We start from the raw sequence: 16584 nt of genomic DNA, 5'->3' as shown, positions 1-16584 counted from the left end.
CGCTAGCTGGATAACCCCAGGTCAGACCCTGCGCGCAATCCCCTATCGCACGAAGTACCAGGGGCTTTCCTGTACGGTGGGTTCCAGCGCAATGCCGGTGCGTTCCTTAAACAGATCCATGTCCTGAGATTTTTCGGTCCACCACGCGTTGGGCTTAAAGGTCATGCTCTCAATGACATGACCGACAAACACACTGTTGCGCAGCTTGGAGAAGTCGGTGTTCATAATCAGGATGGACGCGAGCACCAACACGATGCCCAGGACTTTAATCGCGCCGGCGGGCTCGGCGTAGACACCAATGCCCACCAGTACGGTGACGACCGTCTCGAAAGACATTACGACGGGAACTTTCGATGTCTCGAGCCCCATGGACAGACCCTGCATATATAAGATGTAAGCAACGGCTGTGGGGATGAGTCCAAAGCCAAGGAACAGCAGCAGCAGCTGTGGCGACATTGCCGCGGCGACATCCGGCCACGGAGCCGCGATAGCTGCCATAACCGCACCGCCAAAAACAAAGCCCCAAAACGTGACAGCCAGCGGGTGGACCGTCTTGGTTGCTATTCGGCTAAACACCGCGAGCGACGCACCACAAAGGCCTGCAATCACGCCCGACGTGACGCCCCAAACCGAAAAATGAAAACCGGAAAGGTCGCCATTGGTCACTGCAAGCACGCAGCCTACGATGTTAAAGACAATGGCAACGAGCTTGTTGGGGGTCACGTCCTCGCGATAAAGCACGCGGCCGAGCATGACGCCAAACACCGGCGAGGTGTAGAGCAGCACCGAGGCCGTGGACATGCCCACCTCGCCCATGCACTCGTAATAACAGGTGTTGGCGGCGGCCAAACCGACGATGCCGACAAGCGCACAGGGAACAAGCTCTTTAGGGCTTGCCTTGAACAGGGCCAGCGGACCCTGAGCCACGGTAGACCCCTCACCCGGACGGCAGCCCATAAACATCAGGACCGGCGCCAAGATAAGCGCTCCGACCAACAAGCGAAAGGCAGCCATGCTCTGGGACGAAACGCCCATGGCCGAGATGCCGTTTACAAAGATTCCGATGCTGCCCCACATAAGCGCGGCGATCAGCACCAGCACATAGCCCAGATTGCTCTTCTTCAACGCAGCCTCCTCGGTATTGTTTCCAATATGTTTCGTACTACGTTATAGTCGTTATATACATTTTTCAAGACACAAATCGCCGAACGGAAAAATCTGCTTCCCCACATACTCATTGGGGACGTTCCCAAATGACTAGTCATTTAAGAACGTCCCCAACGTCTAAGGCACCGCTGGTTGAGCATAAGTCAGCGAGCGGGCCGCATTTGAGGCAAGGTGGCGTGAAACGAAAGGGCGCTGACCTTCTGGTCGCGCCCTTGAAGTTGAACGTCAGATTGTCCAAATGCGGTCCGCGCAGCGTCGAGCCGTTACGCGGTTTGGTAAAACCGCGTAACTCTTAGTAGTCCAGCTTCCACATGTAGCGGCGCGTCATGTAGTCCTTGTGAGTAACGGCAGAGAGTGCACGCATATACACGTTGTTGAGGATCGGGGCGAAGATCAGGTGGTTGAAGTACTCGCTCACGCTGTCCTTGATGTCGTTGAGGCCGAGCTCCTTGGCGTCGAGCTGATAGACGCGCTCGCCACCGTACTGGTTGACGAAGCGGATGCCGCGCTCGTCGTTGCAGCGGCTGCGGCCGACGCTGATGAGCTGGAACAGCGAGGTGCGCTTGTCCAGGATCTCGAAGGGGCCGTGGAAGAAGTCGCAGGTGTTGATGGTGCAGGAGTCGATCTGCAGCATCTCCTGCACGTTGCAGATGCTAAAGACGTAGGCGGCACCAAAGAGCGGACCCTGAGCCATGACGTTGATGCAGGGCTTGTCGGCGTTCTGCTCGGCCCACTTGGCAGCAAGCGGACGGGTGTACTCGACGGCCTTGCGATAGATGGGGTCGACCAAGTCAAACGCGGCCATAGCGGTCTCGTACTCGGCATAGCCCTCGGTCTGCTGCGTAAGCTCCATGGCGATCATGGTCACGACGGCGGAGTTGGTGCGGCCCATGCAGGACTCGTCGACGGCCAGGCTGTCGTACTGGATCTTGTAGTCGCAGACCTCGGTGAGGCCGGACTCGTCAACATAGATGGCGATGGTGCTGGCGCCGTGGTCCTTGGCGACCTGGGCGGCAACGATGGTCTCCTTGGTGCCGCGCATGGACACGACGACGGCCAGGGTGTTCTCGTTGACGTAGGCCGGGGTGGCGTGCACGAACTCGTTGCTGGTGTAGCTGGAGCTCACGACCTGCGTGGCCTCGTGCTCCATAAAGTACTGGGCAGGATAGTTGCCGCCGTTGGATCCGCCGGCACCAATCCACACGACGCGCTTGATGCCGCCCTTGTCTGCCTTGTCAGCCAAAACCTGGGAGACGACATCCTTAACCTGTTCCTGAGTAGTCATCGTGCATCAGCCTTTCTTCTCGTTTGATGCTCTCGATGGCATACAAGTTACATACATGTTTTGGTTATGTCGACTAGTTGTATGCTATATTTATCTTAGAAATTTTGCTGGTAAGGTTTTCGGTAGCTCAATACCAGCGGTTTTATTGTTGTGTTGAATACATGCTTGCTTAGATAAGCATACAAGTTAAATATAGGCTGATTGCATGAACGCTTCATCTAAAAAGAAACTGAGCCAATACGAGCGCTTGGCGGGTACGCTTCGCGACCGCATCGCCGCCGGCATCTACGCACGCGGAGACAAGCTGCCGTCCGAGATGGAGCTCATGGACGAATCGGGGCTGTCGCGCAGCACCGTGCGCCACGCCCTTAAGGTTCTCGTTGATGAGGGCCTGGTGCGCACCGAGCGCGGGCGTGGCGCCTTTGTGGCCGACACGCCCGCGCTCCACGAGAACAACCTAGTGTTTTCGAGCTATACCAAGCAGGTCGAAGGTCAGGGCATGAAGCCCACCACGCGCACCGTGGACTCGGGCTTTGCCAAGGCGGCCGGCAGCATAGCTAAGTTCTTTGACGCCGCCGTGGGCAGCAAGCTCGTCAAACTTGTCCGCCTGCGCTACCTGGACGACGTGCCGCTGTGCCTGGAGACCACCTACCTGCCGCCAAGCTTCGAGACGCTCATCGATCGCGATATCAACGGTTCGCTCTACGCGACGCTGCGCCAAGAATTCCATCGCGCGCCAGCACAGGGACATAAGACCTTTGAGGTGTGCTATGCCTCGCAAAACGAGGCGTTTTTGCTCAACGTCGAGCGCGGGCAGGCGCTGATCCTGATCACCGACTACGTCTACGACACCGACGGCCGACCGCTCCATGTCTCTAAGCGCATCCAACGCACCGACCGCGCCAAATACACCGAGCCAATCGGCTAACCTGCCAAAATAAACCTGTCCCTAAATGATAGGTTTGGGAAGGTCGGGGAACCAGGTTGGTTTGGGTTGGTTGGGTGTGCGCTCGGCTAGGACCAGCTCCATCCAGCACATGTCGTACCAGCGGCCGAACTTTTGGGCGCAGCGATCGAAGGTGCCCACCAGGCGATATCCCATATGAGCATGGAAATCCCGACTGTTGTGCGTCAGGTACTCATCGTCCTTATCGTGCGGCACGGCAATGAGCGCGCACATGTTGGTGATGCCCATCGCGATCAGGCACTGCTTGAGCGCATCGTGCAGCTTGCGACCCAGCCCGCCATGGCGCACATCGCGTGCCAGGTAGATCGACGTCTCGACCGACCAGTCGTATGCCTCGCGGCTGTTAAGCGGACTCACGTAGGCATAGCCTACCGGACGCCCGTCCAACTCCATCACCAAATACGGATAGCGCTTGAGCGTACGCTCAATACGCCCGGCGAACTCCTCAACGCTCGGCACCTCGTATTCGCAGGTAATCGCCGTCTGGCGCACATACGGCTCATAGATGGCAAGCAACGCCGGCGCATCATCGGGCGTCGCCAGACGAATCGTCGGATCGGACATCTCGGTCATACAACCCTTCTCCCTCAAAAACAAAGGCCGCCTTGCGCCAAACCCAAGCGCAAGGCGGCCCCTCGTCATTACATCAGGCTACAGAACCGCCGCCAACGCGTCGATATCCTCCTGCGTCGTGGCCCAGCTGGTGCAAAAGCGCACCACCGTGTGGGTCTCGTCGTACTTTTCCCAGTACTCGATCGCCGCATGCTCGCGAATGCGCGCCATGTCCTCGTTGGGCAGAATCACGAACTGCTGGTTAGTCGGCGTCTCCAAGAAGAACCGGTAGCCGTGCTCGTGCAGCACGCGACGAAGCGTCTGCGCGGTTTCGATCGCCTGTCGACCAATCTCAAAATACAGGCCATCGGTAAAGAGCGCCTCAAACTGGACGCCCGTCAGGCGGCCCTTGGCCAACAGCGCACCGTGCTGCTTAATGCGCGGAATGGGATGCGCCGGAGCGTGTATGCCGCAAAACACCACAGCCTCGCCGCAGAGCGCGCCACACTTGGTGCCGCCGATGTAGAACACGTCGCACAGCTGCGCCAGCTCGGGCAGGGTAATGTCGCACTCATCGGCCGCCAGTGCATAGGCCAGGCGGGCGCCATCCACAAACAGCGGAATCTCGCGCTTCTGGCACACCGCGTGAATCGCCGCGAGCTCGGCCTTGGAGTACAGCGTGCCGTACTCGGTCGATAGGCTCACGTACACGGCACCCGGAAACACCGTGTGCTCGTAGCTCTCGTTTTCGTAGAACACCTGGATATAGTTCTCGAGGTCCTCGGCGTGCATCTTGCCCTCGTAGCCGGGGATGGTGAGCACCTTGTGGCCGCCAAACTCGATGGCGCCCGCCTCGTGGCAAGCGACGTGGCCAGTCTCGGCAGCAACGACGCCCTCGTACGGCGCAAGCAGCATGTCGATCACCGTCGCGTTAGCCTGCGTGCCGCCCACCAGGAAAAACACGTCGGCGTCAGGCGCCTGGCAGGCCTCGCGAATAAGTTGCTTGGCACGCTCGGTATGCGCATCGGTACCGTAGCCGGGCTGCGGCTCCATATTGGTGTCGACGAGCGCCTGCAGCACTGCCGGGTGTGCGCCGTGGGAATAATCGTTGTTGAACGCGAGCATGGCAATCCTCTCTTACCGGGTATCGGCCAGATGATTCAAACGGAGCTATTGTACGCCGTTGGGATAGGCAATGCGCGCGGCGAGACACTCAAGCGCCAGCACCAGGGCAAAGCCGCAGCTCACGTCGCTCAAAAAGTGTGCGCCGATCACGATGCGGCCAAACGCGACGAGCGCCGCGACCACAGCTGCCGCCCAAAAGATCACGCGGCGACGCGAAGGTTTTTCCTTAAAAGCCGCCGCGGGAAGCCCGGCGAGCATAAGGCCGATCGCCGCATGCGCCGTGTGTCCGCTCGCAAACGACTTGAACCCGTCCTTGATCACGCCGGCGGCGATATAGGTCCACTTGTCGGGATTGCCGATCACCCACCACGGCTGAAACTCGAGCCCCTGCGTCACCTCGATCACGCGCATGCGCGGGCGCGACCACAGCGGCTTGACGATCACGTTGAGGATAATGGCCTGAGCGACCCACACGGCAAGCACCATCAACGCCCAGCGCGTGAGCTCATCGGGCTCGGTCGTGCGCGTGAGGCGATAGATGATAAGGTTGGCAGCGATGACCAGCACAAACGTCAGCACCAGCTGAACGGCAATGAGCTTACCGCTAACCCGCAGGGACGAAACGATCTCGTAGCCGGCCAGGCCAACGTTGATCAGAACGCCCAGCACGGCGAGCCATTTGCTCCCCCTGGAGTCGGGACGCACCGCGCGTACGAGCATAACGCCCGCGACGCTCGCCGTCAGCTCGAACGGCAGCTCGCCGGCGGCCTCGATAAAGCGGCCGTACATGCTGCCGACGTTGAACAGCGCGCTCGAGATCTGATAATCGAAGAAACTGCCCACGCCCAGACAAAGGCACAGGACAACCGCGATAATGGCGACATCTTTCTTATAGATGTATCCGAACATGCTTTCCTTTCGGTCGGGCGAAGGGTCGACCCGCAACGTGGTGGGGCAAAGATAGCTTTGTCCCATAAATACCCTTACAGGTTGAGCATAAGTGAGCGAAAACGTTCCATTTGTGGCAAGGTGGCCCGAAGGAGGAGGGAAGCGTACTTGCGTACGCGACCGACGAGTGAGGGTCAGATTGCCCAAATGGAGCGTTTGCAGCGTCGACCCGTTAGTCGTCGTCGCTGGCACCCAGTTGTTGCAGCAGCATGAGTGCCGCGGCCACGGGGCCGGTGCCGTCGTTGGCGTCGAGACCGCGACCCAGGCCGCTGCCCGCACCGGCGCCTGCCTTGTAGGGTACCGACAGCTTGCGGCTCTTGGGGAAGTTCACCGCGCCATAGCGGGTCTTAAGCTCAAAGGCCACCTTCTTGGGCACGTCGACGCCCAAAAACGTGATGCGGCCGCCACTGAGCGTGACGCTCTCGAGCCCCAGGCGCTCGCCGCGAATGCGGATTCGTGCGCGATTGAACAGGTTGAGTCCCGCCAGCGGCAGCTCGCCATGCGCAGCCTCGGTCTCCTCCTGCACCTCATCGATGCTCTCTAGGTCCTCGGCCGCTGCGAGCTTACGGTACACGAGCACGCGCTGATCCACCGCCGGCAGGTACTCCTCGGACAAGAAGTAGTCGGCCGGCAGGTTAATACCCACGCTCGCCGCCTCCACGCCGGCGTCGTCATCGCCGCGCGCCTCAGCCACGGCCTGGCCCAGCATCTGCGTAAACAGGTCAAAGCCCACGCTCGACAGGTTGCCGTGCTGCTCGGCTCCCATAAGCGAGCCGGCACCGCGAATCTCCAGGTCGCGCATGGCGATGCGCATGCCGCTGCCCAGGTCCTGGAACTCGGAAAGTGCGGTCAGGCGCGCCGTCGCCTCCTCGGTGAGCGGCAGCTCGCCCGGGAACATAAAGTACGCGTAGGCCTGCGTGGCAGAGCGGCCCACACGGCCCTTGAGCTGGTAGAGCTGTGCCAGACCCAGGCGCTGCGAGTCCTCGATGATGAGCGTGTTGGCGGTCGCGTTGTCGATGCCGCTCTCCACGATGGTCGTGGCGATGAGCACGTCGATCTTTTTGGTCGCGAACTCGATCATCACGTCCTCGACCTCGCGCGGGCTCATCTTGCCGTGCGCTACGCCCACGCGCGCCTCGGGCGCGGCCTCGTGCACGCGCGCCACGGCGTCGTCGATGGTCTTGACGCGGTTGGACACGTAGTACACCTGACCGCCGCGACCCACCTCCAGGCGAATCGCCGCGCTCACCACGTCGGGGTCGTACTCTCCCACGTGCACGATTACGGGGCGGCGCCCGGTCGGCGGCGTCGTGATCAGGCTCATGTCGCGCACGCCGCTCGTGGCCATCTGCATGGTTCGCGGAATCGGCGTTGCCGAAAGCGTGAGCACGTCAATCTGCTCGCGCAGGTTCTTGAGCTGCTCCTTGTGCTGCACGCCAAAGCGCTGCTCCTCGTCAATGATCACCAGGCCCAGGTTCTTGGGGTTCACATCGGCCGAAAGCAGACGATGCGTGCCGATGAGCACATCAATCGTGCCCTCGGCAAACGCCTTGAGCGCGCGCTTCTGCTGCGCCGGGGTGCGGAAGCGGCTGAGCACTTCGACCTCGAGGCCAAACGGGGCAAAGCGCTCAAAGAACGTCTCGTAGTGCTGCTGGGCCAGAATGGTCGTGGGGCAGAGCACCATGACTTGGCGGCCGGAGTCCACGCACTTAAACGCCGCGCGCAGGGCAACCTCGGTCTTGCCGAAACCCACGTCGCCGCACAGCAGGCGATCCATGGGCTTGGGCGCCTCCATGTCGGCCTTGATGTCGGCGATGGCCTCCAGCTGGTCGCGCGTCTCGTCGTAAGGGAAGCTCTGCTCCATCTCGATCTGCTCGGGCGTGTCGGGCGGGCAGGCGATACCGGTAATCGACGAGCGGCGCGTATACAGATCGACCAAGTCAAACGCCAGCTTTTTGGCGTTCTTGCGCGCCTTGTTGGTGGCACGCGTCCAGTCGGCGGTGTTGAGCCTGGTCAGGCGCGGCTTGTCGCCGTCAGGACCGACGTATCGCGTGATGCGGTCGACCTGCTCCAACGGCACGTAGAGCTTGTCACCGTCGGCATATTCCAGCAAAAAGTAGTCGCGTTCCTTGCCGCCCACTTCCTGGCGCGCAATCTCGCTAAAGAGCGCGATGCCGTGGGTGGCATGCACCACGTAGTCGCCCGGCTTAAACGGGAACGTGATCTGCGTAATGTCAACCTTGCGGCGGCTGCGCGCGCGGTTGGCATCCATGCGGGCATTGAGGTCGGCGATCGAGAACACGGCCAGGTTGGCATCGGGCACCACCACGCCCTGCGGCAGAGCGGCATCGACAAAGGTCACGCGTCCGCGCGAGATAGTAGGCACGGCGGCGCCGGCGGCTGCCTGGGCGGCACCTGCCTCGAGCGAGCGGGCGTTGAGCGCATCGGCCTTGCGCTCGCGAATGGAAGCGTGGGCCTCCTGGCGGGCGGTGCGATCGGCAGAATCCGCCGCTGCCACGCGCACGCGGTCGCCGATAGCGCCGACATTTTCGGGCGCCGCGGTCAGCGACTCCTCAAAGGTAATGCCCTCGTCGCCAAAGGTGAGCTCCATCGACTCGCGCGCACCGCGGTCGGGAATGGCAAACACGCAGGCGTAGCGCTTGCCCACGACTTCCTGAATGCGCGTCATAAAGCGATTGTCCGAGCCCGCAATGGCCGGCTGCTCAATCTTGAGCTCCGCCGTCACCGCGCCGCCGGCACGGATCAGGCTCACGTAGTTCAGGCGCTGCTGGGCACCAAAATCGAGCTGCTGGGCACGTACATACAGGCCATCCAGCCGGTCAATCCCTGCCTCGCCAGCACGCGCCTCGATATCCTCGTAGGCACGCAGGCAATCGTCGAACAGCGAGCGCGGCTCGGACAGCACCACGAGCGCCTTGCCGCTCACGTGCGCCAGCGGGCTCACGGTCTGGCCGTACATTACCGGCAAAAAGCGGTCGAGCTCGGGTGTAACGATGCGCGCATCCACCATCTCGAGCAATGCGGCCAGCTTGCTGTCGTCCTGGCTGGCGCGATAGAGCGCCACATGCATGTTGTGGACGGCCTCGTCGGTAAGCGCCAGCTCACGGCAGGGGAAGATCTCGATACTGTCCTCGTTACCGATGGTCTGCCCCGTGGAGCTCACCATGCGGCGTATGCGATCGATCTCGTCGCCAAAGAACTCAATGCGCACGGGCGCTTTTTCCTGCGCGGGAAACACCTCGACGGTGTCGCCGTGCACGCGAAACAGACCGGGCGCGTCGGCGGCGCCGGCATTGGTGTAGCCCATGCCCACTAGGCGCTGCGGCACCTCATCAAAAGGAATCTCCTCGCCCACCGCAAAGGTCGTGGACTCCCAATAGCGGCTCTCGACCGGCGGCACGCAGCGCAGCAGCGCGCGGGCCGAGGCAACCATGATGCAGTTGTCCCCGCGCACGATGCGCCCCAGAGCCTCGCAGCGCTGCGCCACCACGGCATCGTCGGGCGCCTGCTCGCGCCACGGATAGTCCTTGCGCTCGGGAAAACGGCACACGTGCGCCAGCCCCACGTAGGCGGCAAGGCTGCGCGCGGCGCGATCGGCCGCATCCTCGCCACTCACAATGTAGACCGTCGGGCGCGGACGGCGCGCAAACTGGGCGGCCGCCATAAGCGTGCGGCCCGACTGCGACACGGCCAGCGTCACGTCCTCGCCGGCATCGAGTCCGGCCTCGACGGTCTGCAGCGCCTCGGCAGTGTAGAGCTGCGCGGCTATACGGTGAATGAGCATGCTGTTCCTCCGGCATCGCAACGCCAAAAGCCCGCCGGGGCAAGCTCGGCGGGTCGTACGTCAAATACATTGTCTGTCATGGTAGCGCATGGAGAGGACTCCGGCTCAAGGGCAAACCCAGCCCCGCAAAAAACGCCAGACGAAAATGCGTTCCGCCCTACCCCGCTACGCGCACGCTGGGGCACAAATCTGCCAGCGGACACTCGTCACACTTGGGTTTGCGGGCATCACAGATCTCGCGACCGAAGGTGATCCACTGATGGTTGACCGACTCCCAATACTCGTGCGGCAAAATCTTGAGCAAATCCTGCTCGGTCTTGAGCGGCTCCTTGGCATGCGTCTTGGGACTCAGCATCAGGCGGTGCGCAATGCGGTTGACGTGCGTGTCCACCGCAATGCCCTCCACGATGCCATACCCCACGTTGAGCACGATGTTCGCCGTCTTGCGTCCCACGCCCGGCAGCTTCACGAGTTCCTTCATGTCGGCCGGCACCTCGCCGCCATAGTCGGCGACGATCATCTGCGCGGCCTCGACGGCATGCTTGGCTTTGCTCTTGTAGAAGCCGAGTGACTTGATGGTGCCCGCCACGTCAGCCACGCTCGCCCCGGCCATGGCCTCGGGCGTGGGCCACTGGGCAAACAGCTTCGGCGTCACCTTGTTGACCTGCGCGTCGGTCGTTTGCGCCGAGAGCAGCACCGCAATCAGCAGGCGGAAGGGATTCTCGTGGTCCAAAAAGCACTCGACCGGGCCATAGCGACGGTTGAGGCGCTCACACACCTCAACGGCGCGCTCTCGTTTGGCGGCATTGGTCTCGCGTGGCATAACGACTCCTCGGCTCAACGGCACAATAAACTTATGGACACAATTGTCCCACGTCCGAGACGCTTACGCCTCCAAGAATGCGCCGGTCTGACGGCTCCACAGGCTCGCATACTCGCCACCCGCCTCGACGAGCTGCGCATGCGTGCCGTCCTCGACGATCTCGCCATCGGCCAGCACCACAATGCGGTCGAGCGCCGCCACGGTGGACAGGCGGTGCGCCACCACAATGGAGGTGCGTCCACGCATCAGGTTTTCGAGCGCCTCCTGCACCAGCGCCTCGGACTCGCTGTCGAGGGCAGAGGTCGCCTCGTCGAGCACTAGAATCGGCGCGTCGGTTAGGATGGCACGGGCGATGGCCACGCGCTGACGCTGGCCGCCCGAGAGCTTGACGCCGCGCTCGCCCACCATGGTGTCAAAGCCACGAGGCAAGCGGTCGATAAACTCCAGGGCGTTGGCCAGGCGCGCGGCCTCGCGAATCTGCTCATCAGTGGCGTCGGGACGACCGTAGGCAATGTTTTCGCGAATGGAGCGGTGGAACAGCAGCGCCTCCTGCGGCACGTAGGCAACCTGGCGGCGCAGGCTCTGCTGCGTGCAGCGCGAGACGTCCTGGCCGTCCACGAGCACGCGGCCGCCCTGTACATCGTCCAGGCGCAACAACAGCTTGGTGAGCGTCGTCTTGCCCGAGCCCGATTTGCCCACCAGGCCCACGCGCTGGCCCGCCGCCACATGAAGTGTCAGGTCATCGAACACGCTCTCGCCCGCCGCAGCGTCACGGTACGCAAAGCTCAGCTGCTCAAAATCAATCGCGCCCTCGGTCACTTTGAGCTCGGGGGCGTCCGGGTCATCTGCCACCAAACGTGGCTCGTCCAGCACGCGCGTCATCTCGGCCGCATCGCCGAGCGCGCGGTTGATGCGCTGCATCATGGAGCTTACGTAGTTCAGGCGCATGGTGAGGTTATAGGTGTAGGTAAAGATCATGACGAGCGAGCCGGCCGAGATGCCAAACCACGCGTTGCCGCCCGCCACGAATACGCTCACCACGGCCATGGTGATGACGATAAGACCCGAGGTCGTAAAGTTGCGCTGCATCATGGCGTGCATCGAGACCGTCTCGGCATCGCGCGCGGCACGATCAGCGGCGTCGAACAGATCACGTTCAAAGTCCTCGCGCCCGCAGGTCTTGACGGCCAAGATGTTCGTGACCGCGTCGGAGAGCACGCCCGAGAGCTTGTTCTGCGCGGCGGACGTCGCGGCCGAAAGCGGCATGATGCGCTTGTACATAAGCCAGACAAACGCGATGTAGACGGCCATGATGCACACCAGGATCACGGTAAACGTCGGCACCACCGGGGCGAGCGCCGCCACCGTGCAGATGACCGAGGTGATGGTGGGGACGAGCGAATACACCGTCACGTCGACCAGCCCCGTATAGCCGCTCATAAAACGGCTCGTCTGGCTCACGAGCGATCCGCCAAAGCGGCTGGTGTGAAATGTCATGGATTGATTGGAGAGCGTGTCGAAGCACAGGCGCGCCAGGTGATAGTTGCCCGCAATCTCGAGCTTGTAGACGGTGTAGTCCTGCAGCTTGGAGAGGATTTGGCCCACCAGGTTAACGAGTACGAGCGCCAGGATATAGGGGCCGAAGACCTCAAACACCTGATCACCCGCCACGGGACCGGCTTGAACGCGGTCGACAATGAGGGCCATCACATAGGTATTGGCAAACGTCAGCAAAAAGATGTAGCCCGCCGACGAGAACACCGAGAGAAAGACAATCAGCGGCTGCGTGCGCGTGACACCCCAAAACCGCTGCAGCGTGCGGCGCACGGTGGAGCGTTTCAGCGGACTGGTGTTTCTCTGAGACATGGGCTTCCTTTCGCGTCTGATAGGGCGAAACGCCATTGTTGCACACTAAAGCGCACTTCAGGCAAGCGCGATGTGAAAGGCAGCGGGGTGCCCGCGTTTGCGCCGGTGCCCCGCTGCCTTGTTGCAATTAGTCCTCGTCTTCTTGGTCTGTGGAAAGGCCCGCGGGCGTGAGTCCCAAGATCTCATCGGCTTGGTCGGCGTCTTCCAGCGCGTCGATATCCTTGAGTTTGCGCTCCATGACGTTGGTGCGCGTGGTGATAATGCCCTCGACCGTTTTACCCGCGGTCTCGATCTGCTGCTGGGCGCGGCGCAGCGCCTTTTGATAGCGCGGCAGCTCGGCCTTGACGGCGGAGAGCACTCGCAGTACATCGTCGGTGCGTTTTTGCAGCCTAAACGTCTGGTAGCTCATCTGCAGGCTGTTGAGAATGGCCGCCATGGTGCTGGGGCCGGCAACGTTGACGTGATAGTCGCGGCCCAGGGTCTCGATAAGCCCGGAGCGGCTGACGACCTCGGCGTACAGCCCTTCAAACGGCACGAACATGATGCCAAAGTTGGTCGTTGCCGGCACACTCAGGTACTTTTCGCAAATATCCTTTGCCTCGCGCTTGACCATGGTGTCGAGCGTCTTGCGCGCAGCCGCCACGGTCTCCGCATCGCCCGACTCCTGCGCGTCGAGCAAGTGCTCGTACGCGTCGCCCGGGAATTTGGAGTCGATCGGCAGCAGCACGGGATCGCCCTCGTCCACCGGCAGCTTGACGGCAAACTCAACGCGCTCCGAGGCGCCGGGCTTGGTGGCGACGTTTTCCAGATACTGGTCGGGCGTAAGGATGTCCGCCAGAATTGCACCCAGCTGCACCTCGCCCAAAATGCCACGCGCCTTCACGTTGCCCAGCACGCGCTTAAGGTCGCCCACGCCGGTGGCGATGGACTGCATGTCGCCCAGGCCCTTGTACACGGCCTCGAGCTGGTCGCTCACCTGCTTAAACGATGCCGACAGTCGGTCGTTGAGCGTGCGGGAGAGCTTCTCGTCCACCGTCGCACGCATTTGATCGAGCTGCACGTTGTTGTCTTTGCGAATGGCGCCCAGCTGAGCATCGACCGTTTCGCGCACCTTGTCCAGGCGATGCTCGATACCCTCGCGGTTGGCACCGAGCTGTTGGGCCGTCTCGCGGCGCAGGTCATCCATCCGGTCACCAGCTTGCGAAAACTCACGTGCGATGGTCAGGTAACGTTGCTGCTCCACGGCCGCATCTGTCGTCTGCTGCTGCGCGATGGCATTGGCCGTGCGGCGAGTTTCGGCCAGCGCGACGTTCAGGGCATCGAGCGCGTTGTTGGCCTGCTCGAGTGCTGCCAGCGTTTCCGCGCTACTGTCGCCACGCTCCCGCAACTCGGCACGCAGGCTCTTGAGCTGGAGGGCGCAAGCCACAGCAACCCCCACCGCCACCAAGGCGATCACAACAAGCACAATATCAATAGCAGACATAAACTCCGCCCAACAAACCCAATCGAGCACCAATCAAAACCGCGATCAATCTTACCCCGCCATACGCACCGGGCGCCCGGCCCCTTCTTGGGCGCCCCTCTCCTCCGCATATTCCATAATGCGGCGCGCCGTCTCCCTGCTCACCTTTGAGTCATCACCGGCTAAATATGCGTACACGTTTCCCTTATTCAGATTCAAATCGCGGCAGAGACCGTAGCGCGTTACACCCGATTCCTCTAGCGCTCCCAACGTTCTTTTTCGCATCAGGGCGTTGATTCTTCTGTCCGCCACTGGCTTTTCCTTCACCGCTCTATACGCACGCCAAACGTTGGCATAACGATTAGGAAGTTTGTCCTCGGCGCATAGAGATGCCAGGCTACCCGTTTGGGCGTACAAGGACAAAACGCCTCGGTAACCCTCTTCCATCCACGAACCCTCGGATAAGCCCAGAACGTATTCGGCTTTACCCTGTGCCAAAGCGAGCAAAAACAGGGGCTCCGCCACGCGCGGCGCAACCGTCGTCGCTTGCTTAACCAGTTTTCTAAAACTGAGCGACTGCTGTCCGGATAGCTCTCGGCAATAGCCTTTTAAGAATCCCTCAAAGGTCAGATTCAACCGAGCACCTCCTTTTTGTATTGCCTGTATGCACAGACCATCTCTTGATAACTCCGCTCCGAAGGCGACGACGCCAGATCCTCCAAGGATGTCGTTAAGTACCTTAACATGGCATTTTCTATTATTATTCATCATCAATAATACTATTCAGTCGCATGACAGGATTCCCAGGATGCGAGGATTCTACTCATGGCGATAATCCCTACACCCCAGAAGTCCTAACGTGACAAACGCTAACTCTCCCAGCCGGCGCGAATGGTTGCTACGACATCGCCTAGGCGCTGGCCCAGGGCCGCTAGATGCTGGAGCACCTCATTGGGCGAGGCACCGTTGAGAATGCACGTGAGGGCATATGAGGCCAAGAAGATTGCCGCAAGTCCTAGCGGAATGAGCACGATCATCGCCAATGTGCGCAGGCGCTGGCCCACGCGGCGACGACGCGCACGACGCTTGTCGAACGCGAGCTCCTGCGCATATGAATCTTGCTGTACGGAATAGGCCTCTGGTGCCGATTCGCACCCGGGCACGGCTGCAGGTACAGCAGCGGGCACGACGTTTTGCACGGGCGCCTGGTTGGCAACCCCTTGCATTTGCATCTCTATAAGCCGCCGCTGCTGCCGCAGCATACGCTCGGCTTGTTGCTGTGGGGTCTCAAGAAACAGGTCCATGTTGGCCTCCAAAATCGGAGCGTTCGACGCTTACGACCAGCATCCCGCACCGCCATGACCGCGACAACGCAATCGCCGGCAATAGCCACAAAGTTTCTTTTGCTCAAAAGCTGTCGAAAAGCTCAACAACTCCCCTACCAGCACTTTCTCTGAGCTTTTTTCGCCAGCAATCTTTTGGCCTTCCACCCTTACGCCAACTGACCAAAATCTAACCAAAAGCTTGACGAAAATTGTGGAGACCGGGACCCCACACAAAAAGTGCCGCCCCAAAGGGCGGCACACAAACTTATTATCAGCTTTTCTGTAACGAGCACGCGACGACTCAACGCCGGAGCGCAGGGCGGGAAACCTTTGCCTCGCGCGACCCTGCGAAGCCGTGAGCGAGAGGGAAAGGTTTCCCCGCCCTGCGCTCCGTGGTCGGTGAGGACAGACTACATGCCTGCGAGACCTCGGGCGGCGGTGGCGCACATAAACGCCAAGGCTAGAATCACGAGCGAGCCCGCGATGTCTGCCAGCACGCCCATTGCACGGCGTTCAAACAACCAGCTCTCAAAGTGCGGGGCGACGTTGCGCCAAACACGCCACAGCAAGATGCCCATACCGATGACGCCCGGGATATTGAGCAGTAGGATCTCGGAGCACAAAAGACCGATCAGGTTACCGGCGGCAAAGCCCGCATCACCCTCGCAGTATTTGCGGTAGACCATATACAGCATGTACGCCACAAACGGCTGCAAGCACGCAGAAATAAACGAGACCACCATCGAGGGGTCCTGCGAAAAGACCTCGGTGAGTTTATCGACACTCGTGGCGTCCTTCGAAGCCAAGAATAAACCGATAACCACAAGGGGCACCACGCCCAAAATTACCTCGACCAGAGTAAACAACTTGGCAGTCAAATCCTCACTAGCCGAATTCAAATGAGGCGCCCACTCAGGATGAGCATGCGCGCCGACTTTCTTGTCCTTCTCGGCACGATCGGCCTTTTTACCCTCGGCAACCCGATGACCAGGATCCTTGCGAGTTCCCGCCGCAGCAACCCGAGCTCGAGACTTCTTGCCCATAAAAAACACCCCATCAGGTAGTAGATAAACTAAAAGTCGCTACCCAGTGTACCCCCTAAACAACGGCGCCGCCCCAACCCGGAGCAAGCCCCGTCAACCAAATGGCCGCAACCCAATCCCTATACAAAACGTGCCGCCCAAGACGATATGAGAAAGCCATTTGGGTCGCCTCCCCCGCGGCGCAGCTTCTTTCCGCGGGCTCGGGATGCCACAATG

13 protein-coding genes are annotated in these 16584 nt (G+C 61.0%); 1 reads left to right on the top strand and 12 read right to left on the bottom strand.

Annotated elements, in window-relative coordinates; all coding sequences use genetic code 11:
- Positions 1-42 precede the first annotated feature (42 nt).
- Positions 43-1125, bottom strand: a complete 1083-nt coding sequence (locus ABHR63_RS06310) for a DMT family transporter (RefSeq protein WP_022095163.1) — start codon at positions 1123-1125, stop codon at positions 43-45.
- Positions 1126-1459: 334 nt separating this feature from the next.
- Positions 1460-2452 (bottom strand): SIS domain-containing protein, encoded by a 993-nt coding sequence (locus tag ABHR63_RS06305; protein WP_006235139.1) that lies wholly within the window; start codon positions 2450-2452, stop codon positions 1460-1462.
- Positions 2453-2657: 205 nt separating this feature from the next.
- Here ABHR63_RS06305 and ABHR63_RS06300 point away from each other — a divergent pair, with 205 nt between their 5' ends.
- Positions 2658-3380: a GntR family transcriptional regulator gene (locus ABHR63_RS06300; RefSeq protein ID WP_195247000.1), complete on the top strand. Its 723-nt coding sequence runs from the start codon at positions 2658-2660 to the stop codon at positions 3378-3380.
- A gap of 21 nt (positions 3381-3401) precedes the next feature.
- Here the strand turns inward: ABHR63_RS06300 and ABHR63_RS06295 are convergent, their stop codons facing one another.
- The 10 genes from ABHR63_RS06295 to ABHR63_RS06250 form a co-directional block, all read right to left on the bottom strand.
- Positions 3402-3992, bottom strand: a complete 591-nt coding sequence (locus ABHR63_RS06295; RefSeq protein WP_346964786.1) for a GNAT family N-acetyltransferase — start codon at positions 3990-3992, stop codon at positions 3402-3404.
- Between the two features lie 78 nt (positions 3993-4070).
- Positions 4071-5096, bottom strand: a complete 1026-nt coding sequence (locus ABHR63_RS06290; protein WP_346964785.1) for a threonine aldolase family protein — start codon at positions 5094-5096, stop codon at positions 4071-4073.
- A 45-nt stretch (positions 5097-5141) separates the two neighbouring features.
- Complete coding sequence (locus ABHR63_RS06285; RefSeq protein WP_195534664.1) at positions 5142-6005, bottom strand: phosphatase PAP2 family protein; 864 nt, start codon at positions 6003-6005, stop codon at positions 5142-5144.
- 211 nt (positions 6006-6216) lie between these two features.
- Entirely contained in the window at positions 6217-9849 is a 3633-nt protein-coding gene (gene mfd / locus ABHR63_RS06280; RefSeq protein ID WP_138113887.1) for a transcription-repair coupling factor, read from the bottom strand.
- A 157-nt stretch (positions 9850-10006) separates the two neighbouring features.
- Positions 10007-10672: an endonuclease III gene (nth, locus tag ABHR63_RS06275; RefSeq protein ID WP_138113885.1), complete on the bottom strand. Its 666-nt coding sequence runs from the start codon at positions 10670-10672 to the stop codon at positions 10007-10009.
- A 63-nt stretch (positions 10673-10735) separates the two neighbouring features.
- Positions 10736-12538 (bottom strand): ABC transporter ATP-binding protein, encoded by a 1803-nt coding sequence (locus ABHR63_RS06270; protein ID WP_138113883.1) that lies wholly within the window; start codon positions 12536-12538, stop codon positions 10736-10738.
- Between the two features lie 127 nt (positions 12539-12665).
- On the bottom strand, positions 12666-14021 hold the full coding sequence (locus tag ABHR63_RS06265; RefSeq protein WP_022095168.1) for a DNA recombination protein RmuC: 1356 nt from the start codon (positions 14019-14021) through the stop codon (positions 12666-12668).
- A 51-nt stretch (positions 14022-14072) separates the two neighbouring features.
- Positions 14073-14636 carry a hypothetical protein gene (locus tag ABHR63_RS06260; protein ID WP_022095169.1) on the bottom strand — a complete coding sequence of 188 codons (564 nt, stop codon included), beginning with the start codon at positions 14634-14636 and terminating at the stop codon, positions 14073-14075.
- A gap of 233 nt (positions 14637-14869) precedes the next feature.
- Complete coding sequence (locus ABHR63_RS06255; RefSeq protein WP_138113881.1) at positions 14870-15304, bottom strand: hypothetical protein; 435 nt, start codon at positions 15302-15304, stop codon at positions 14870-14872.
- 431 nt (positions 15305-15735) lie between these two features.
- Positions 15736-16368 (bottom strand): hypothetical protein, encoded by a 633-nt coding sequence (locus ABHR63_RS06250; protein ID WP_006235151.1) that lies wholly within the window; start codon positions 16366-16368, stop codon positions 15736-15738.
- Positions 16369-16584 lie beyond the last annotated feature (216 nt).

The organism is Collinsella aerofaciens, from assembly GCF_039752775.1.
Classification (GTDB): Bacteria; Actinomycetota; Coriobacteriia; order Coriobacteriales; family Coriobacteriaceae; genus Collinsella; species Collinsella aerofaciens_R.
Note: the sequence above shows the minus strand (reverse complement) of the source record. Positions and strands in the feature narration are given on the sequence as shown.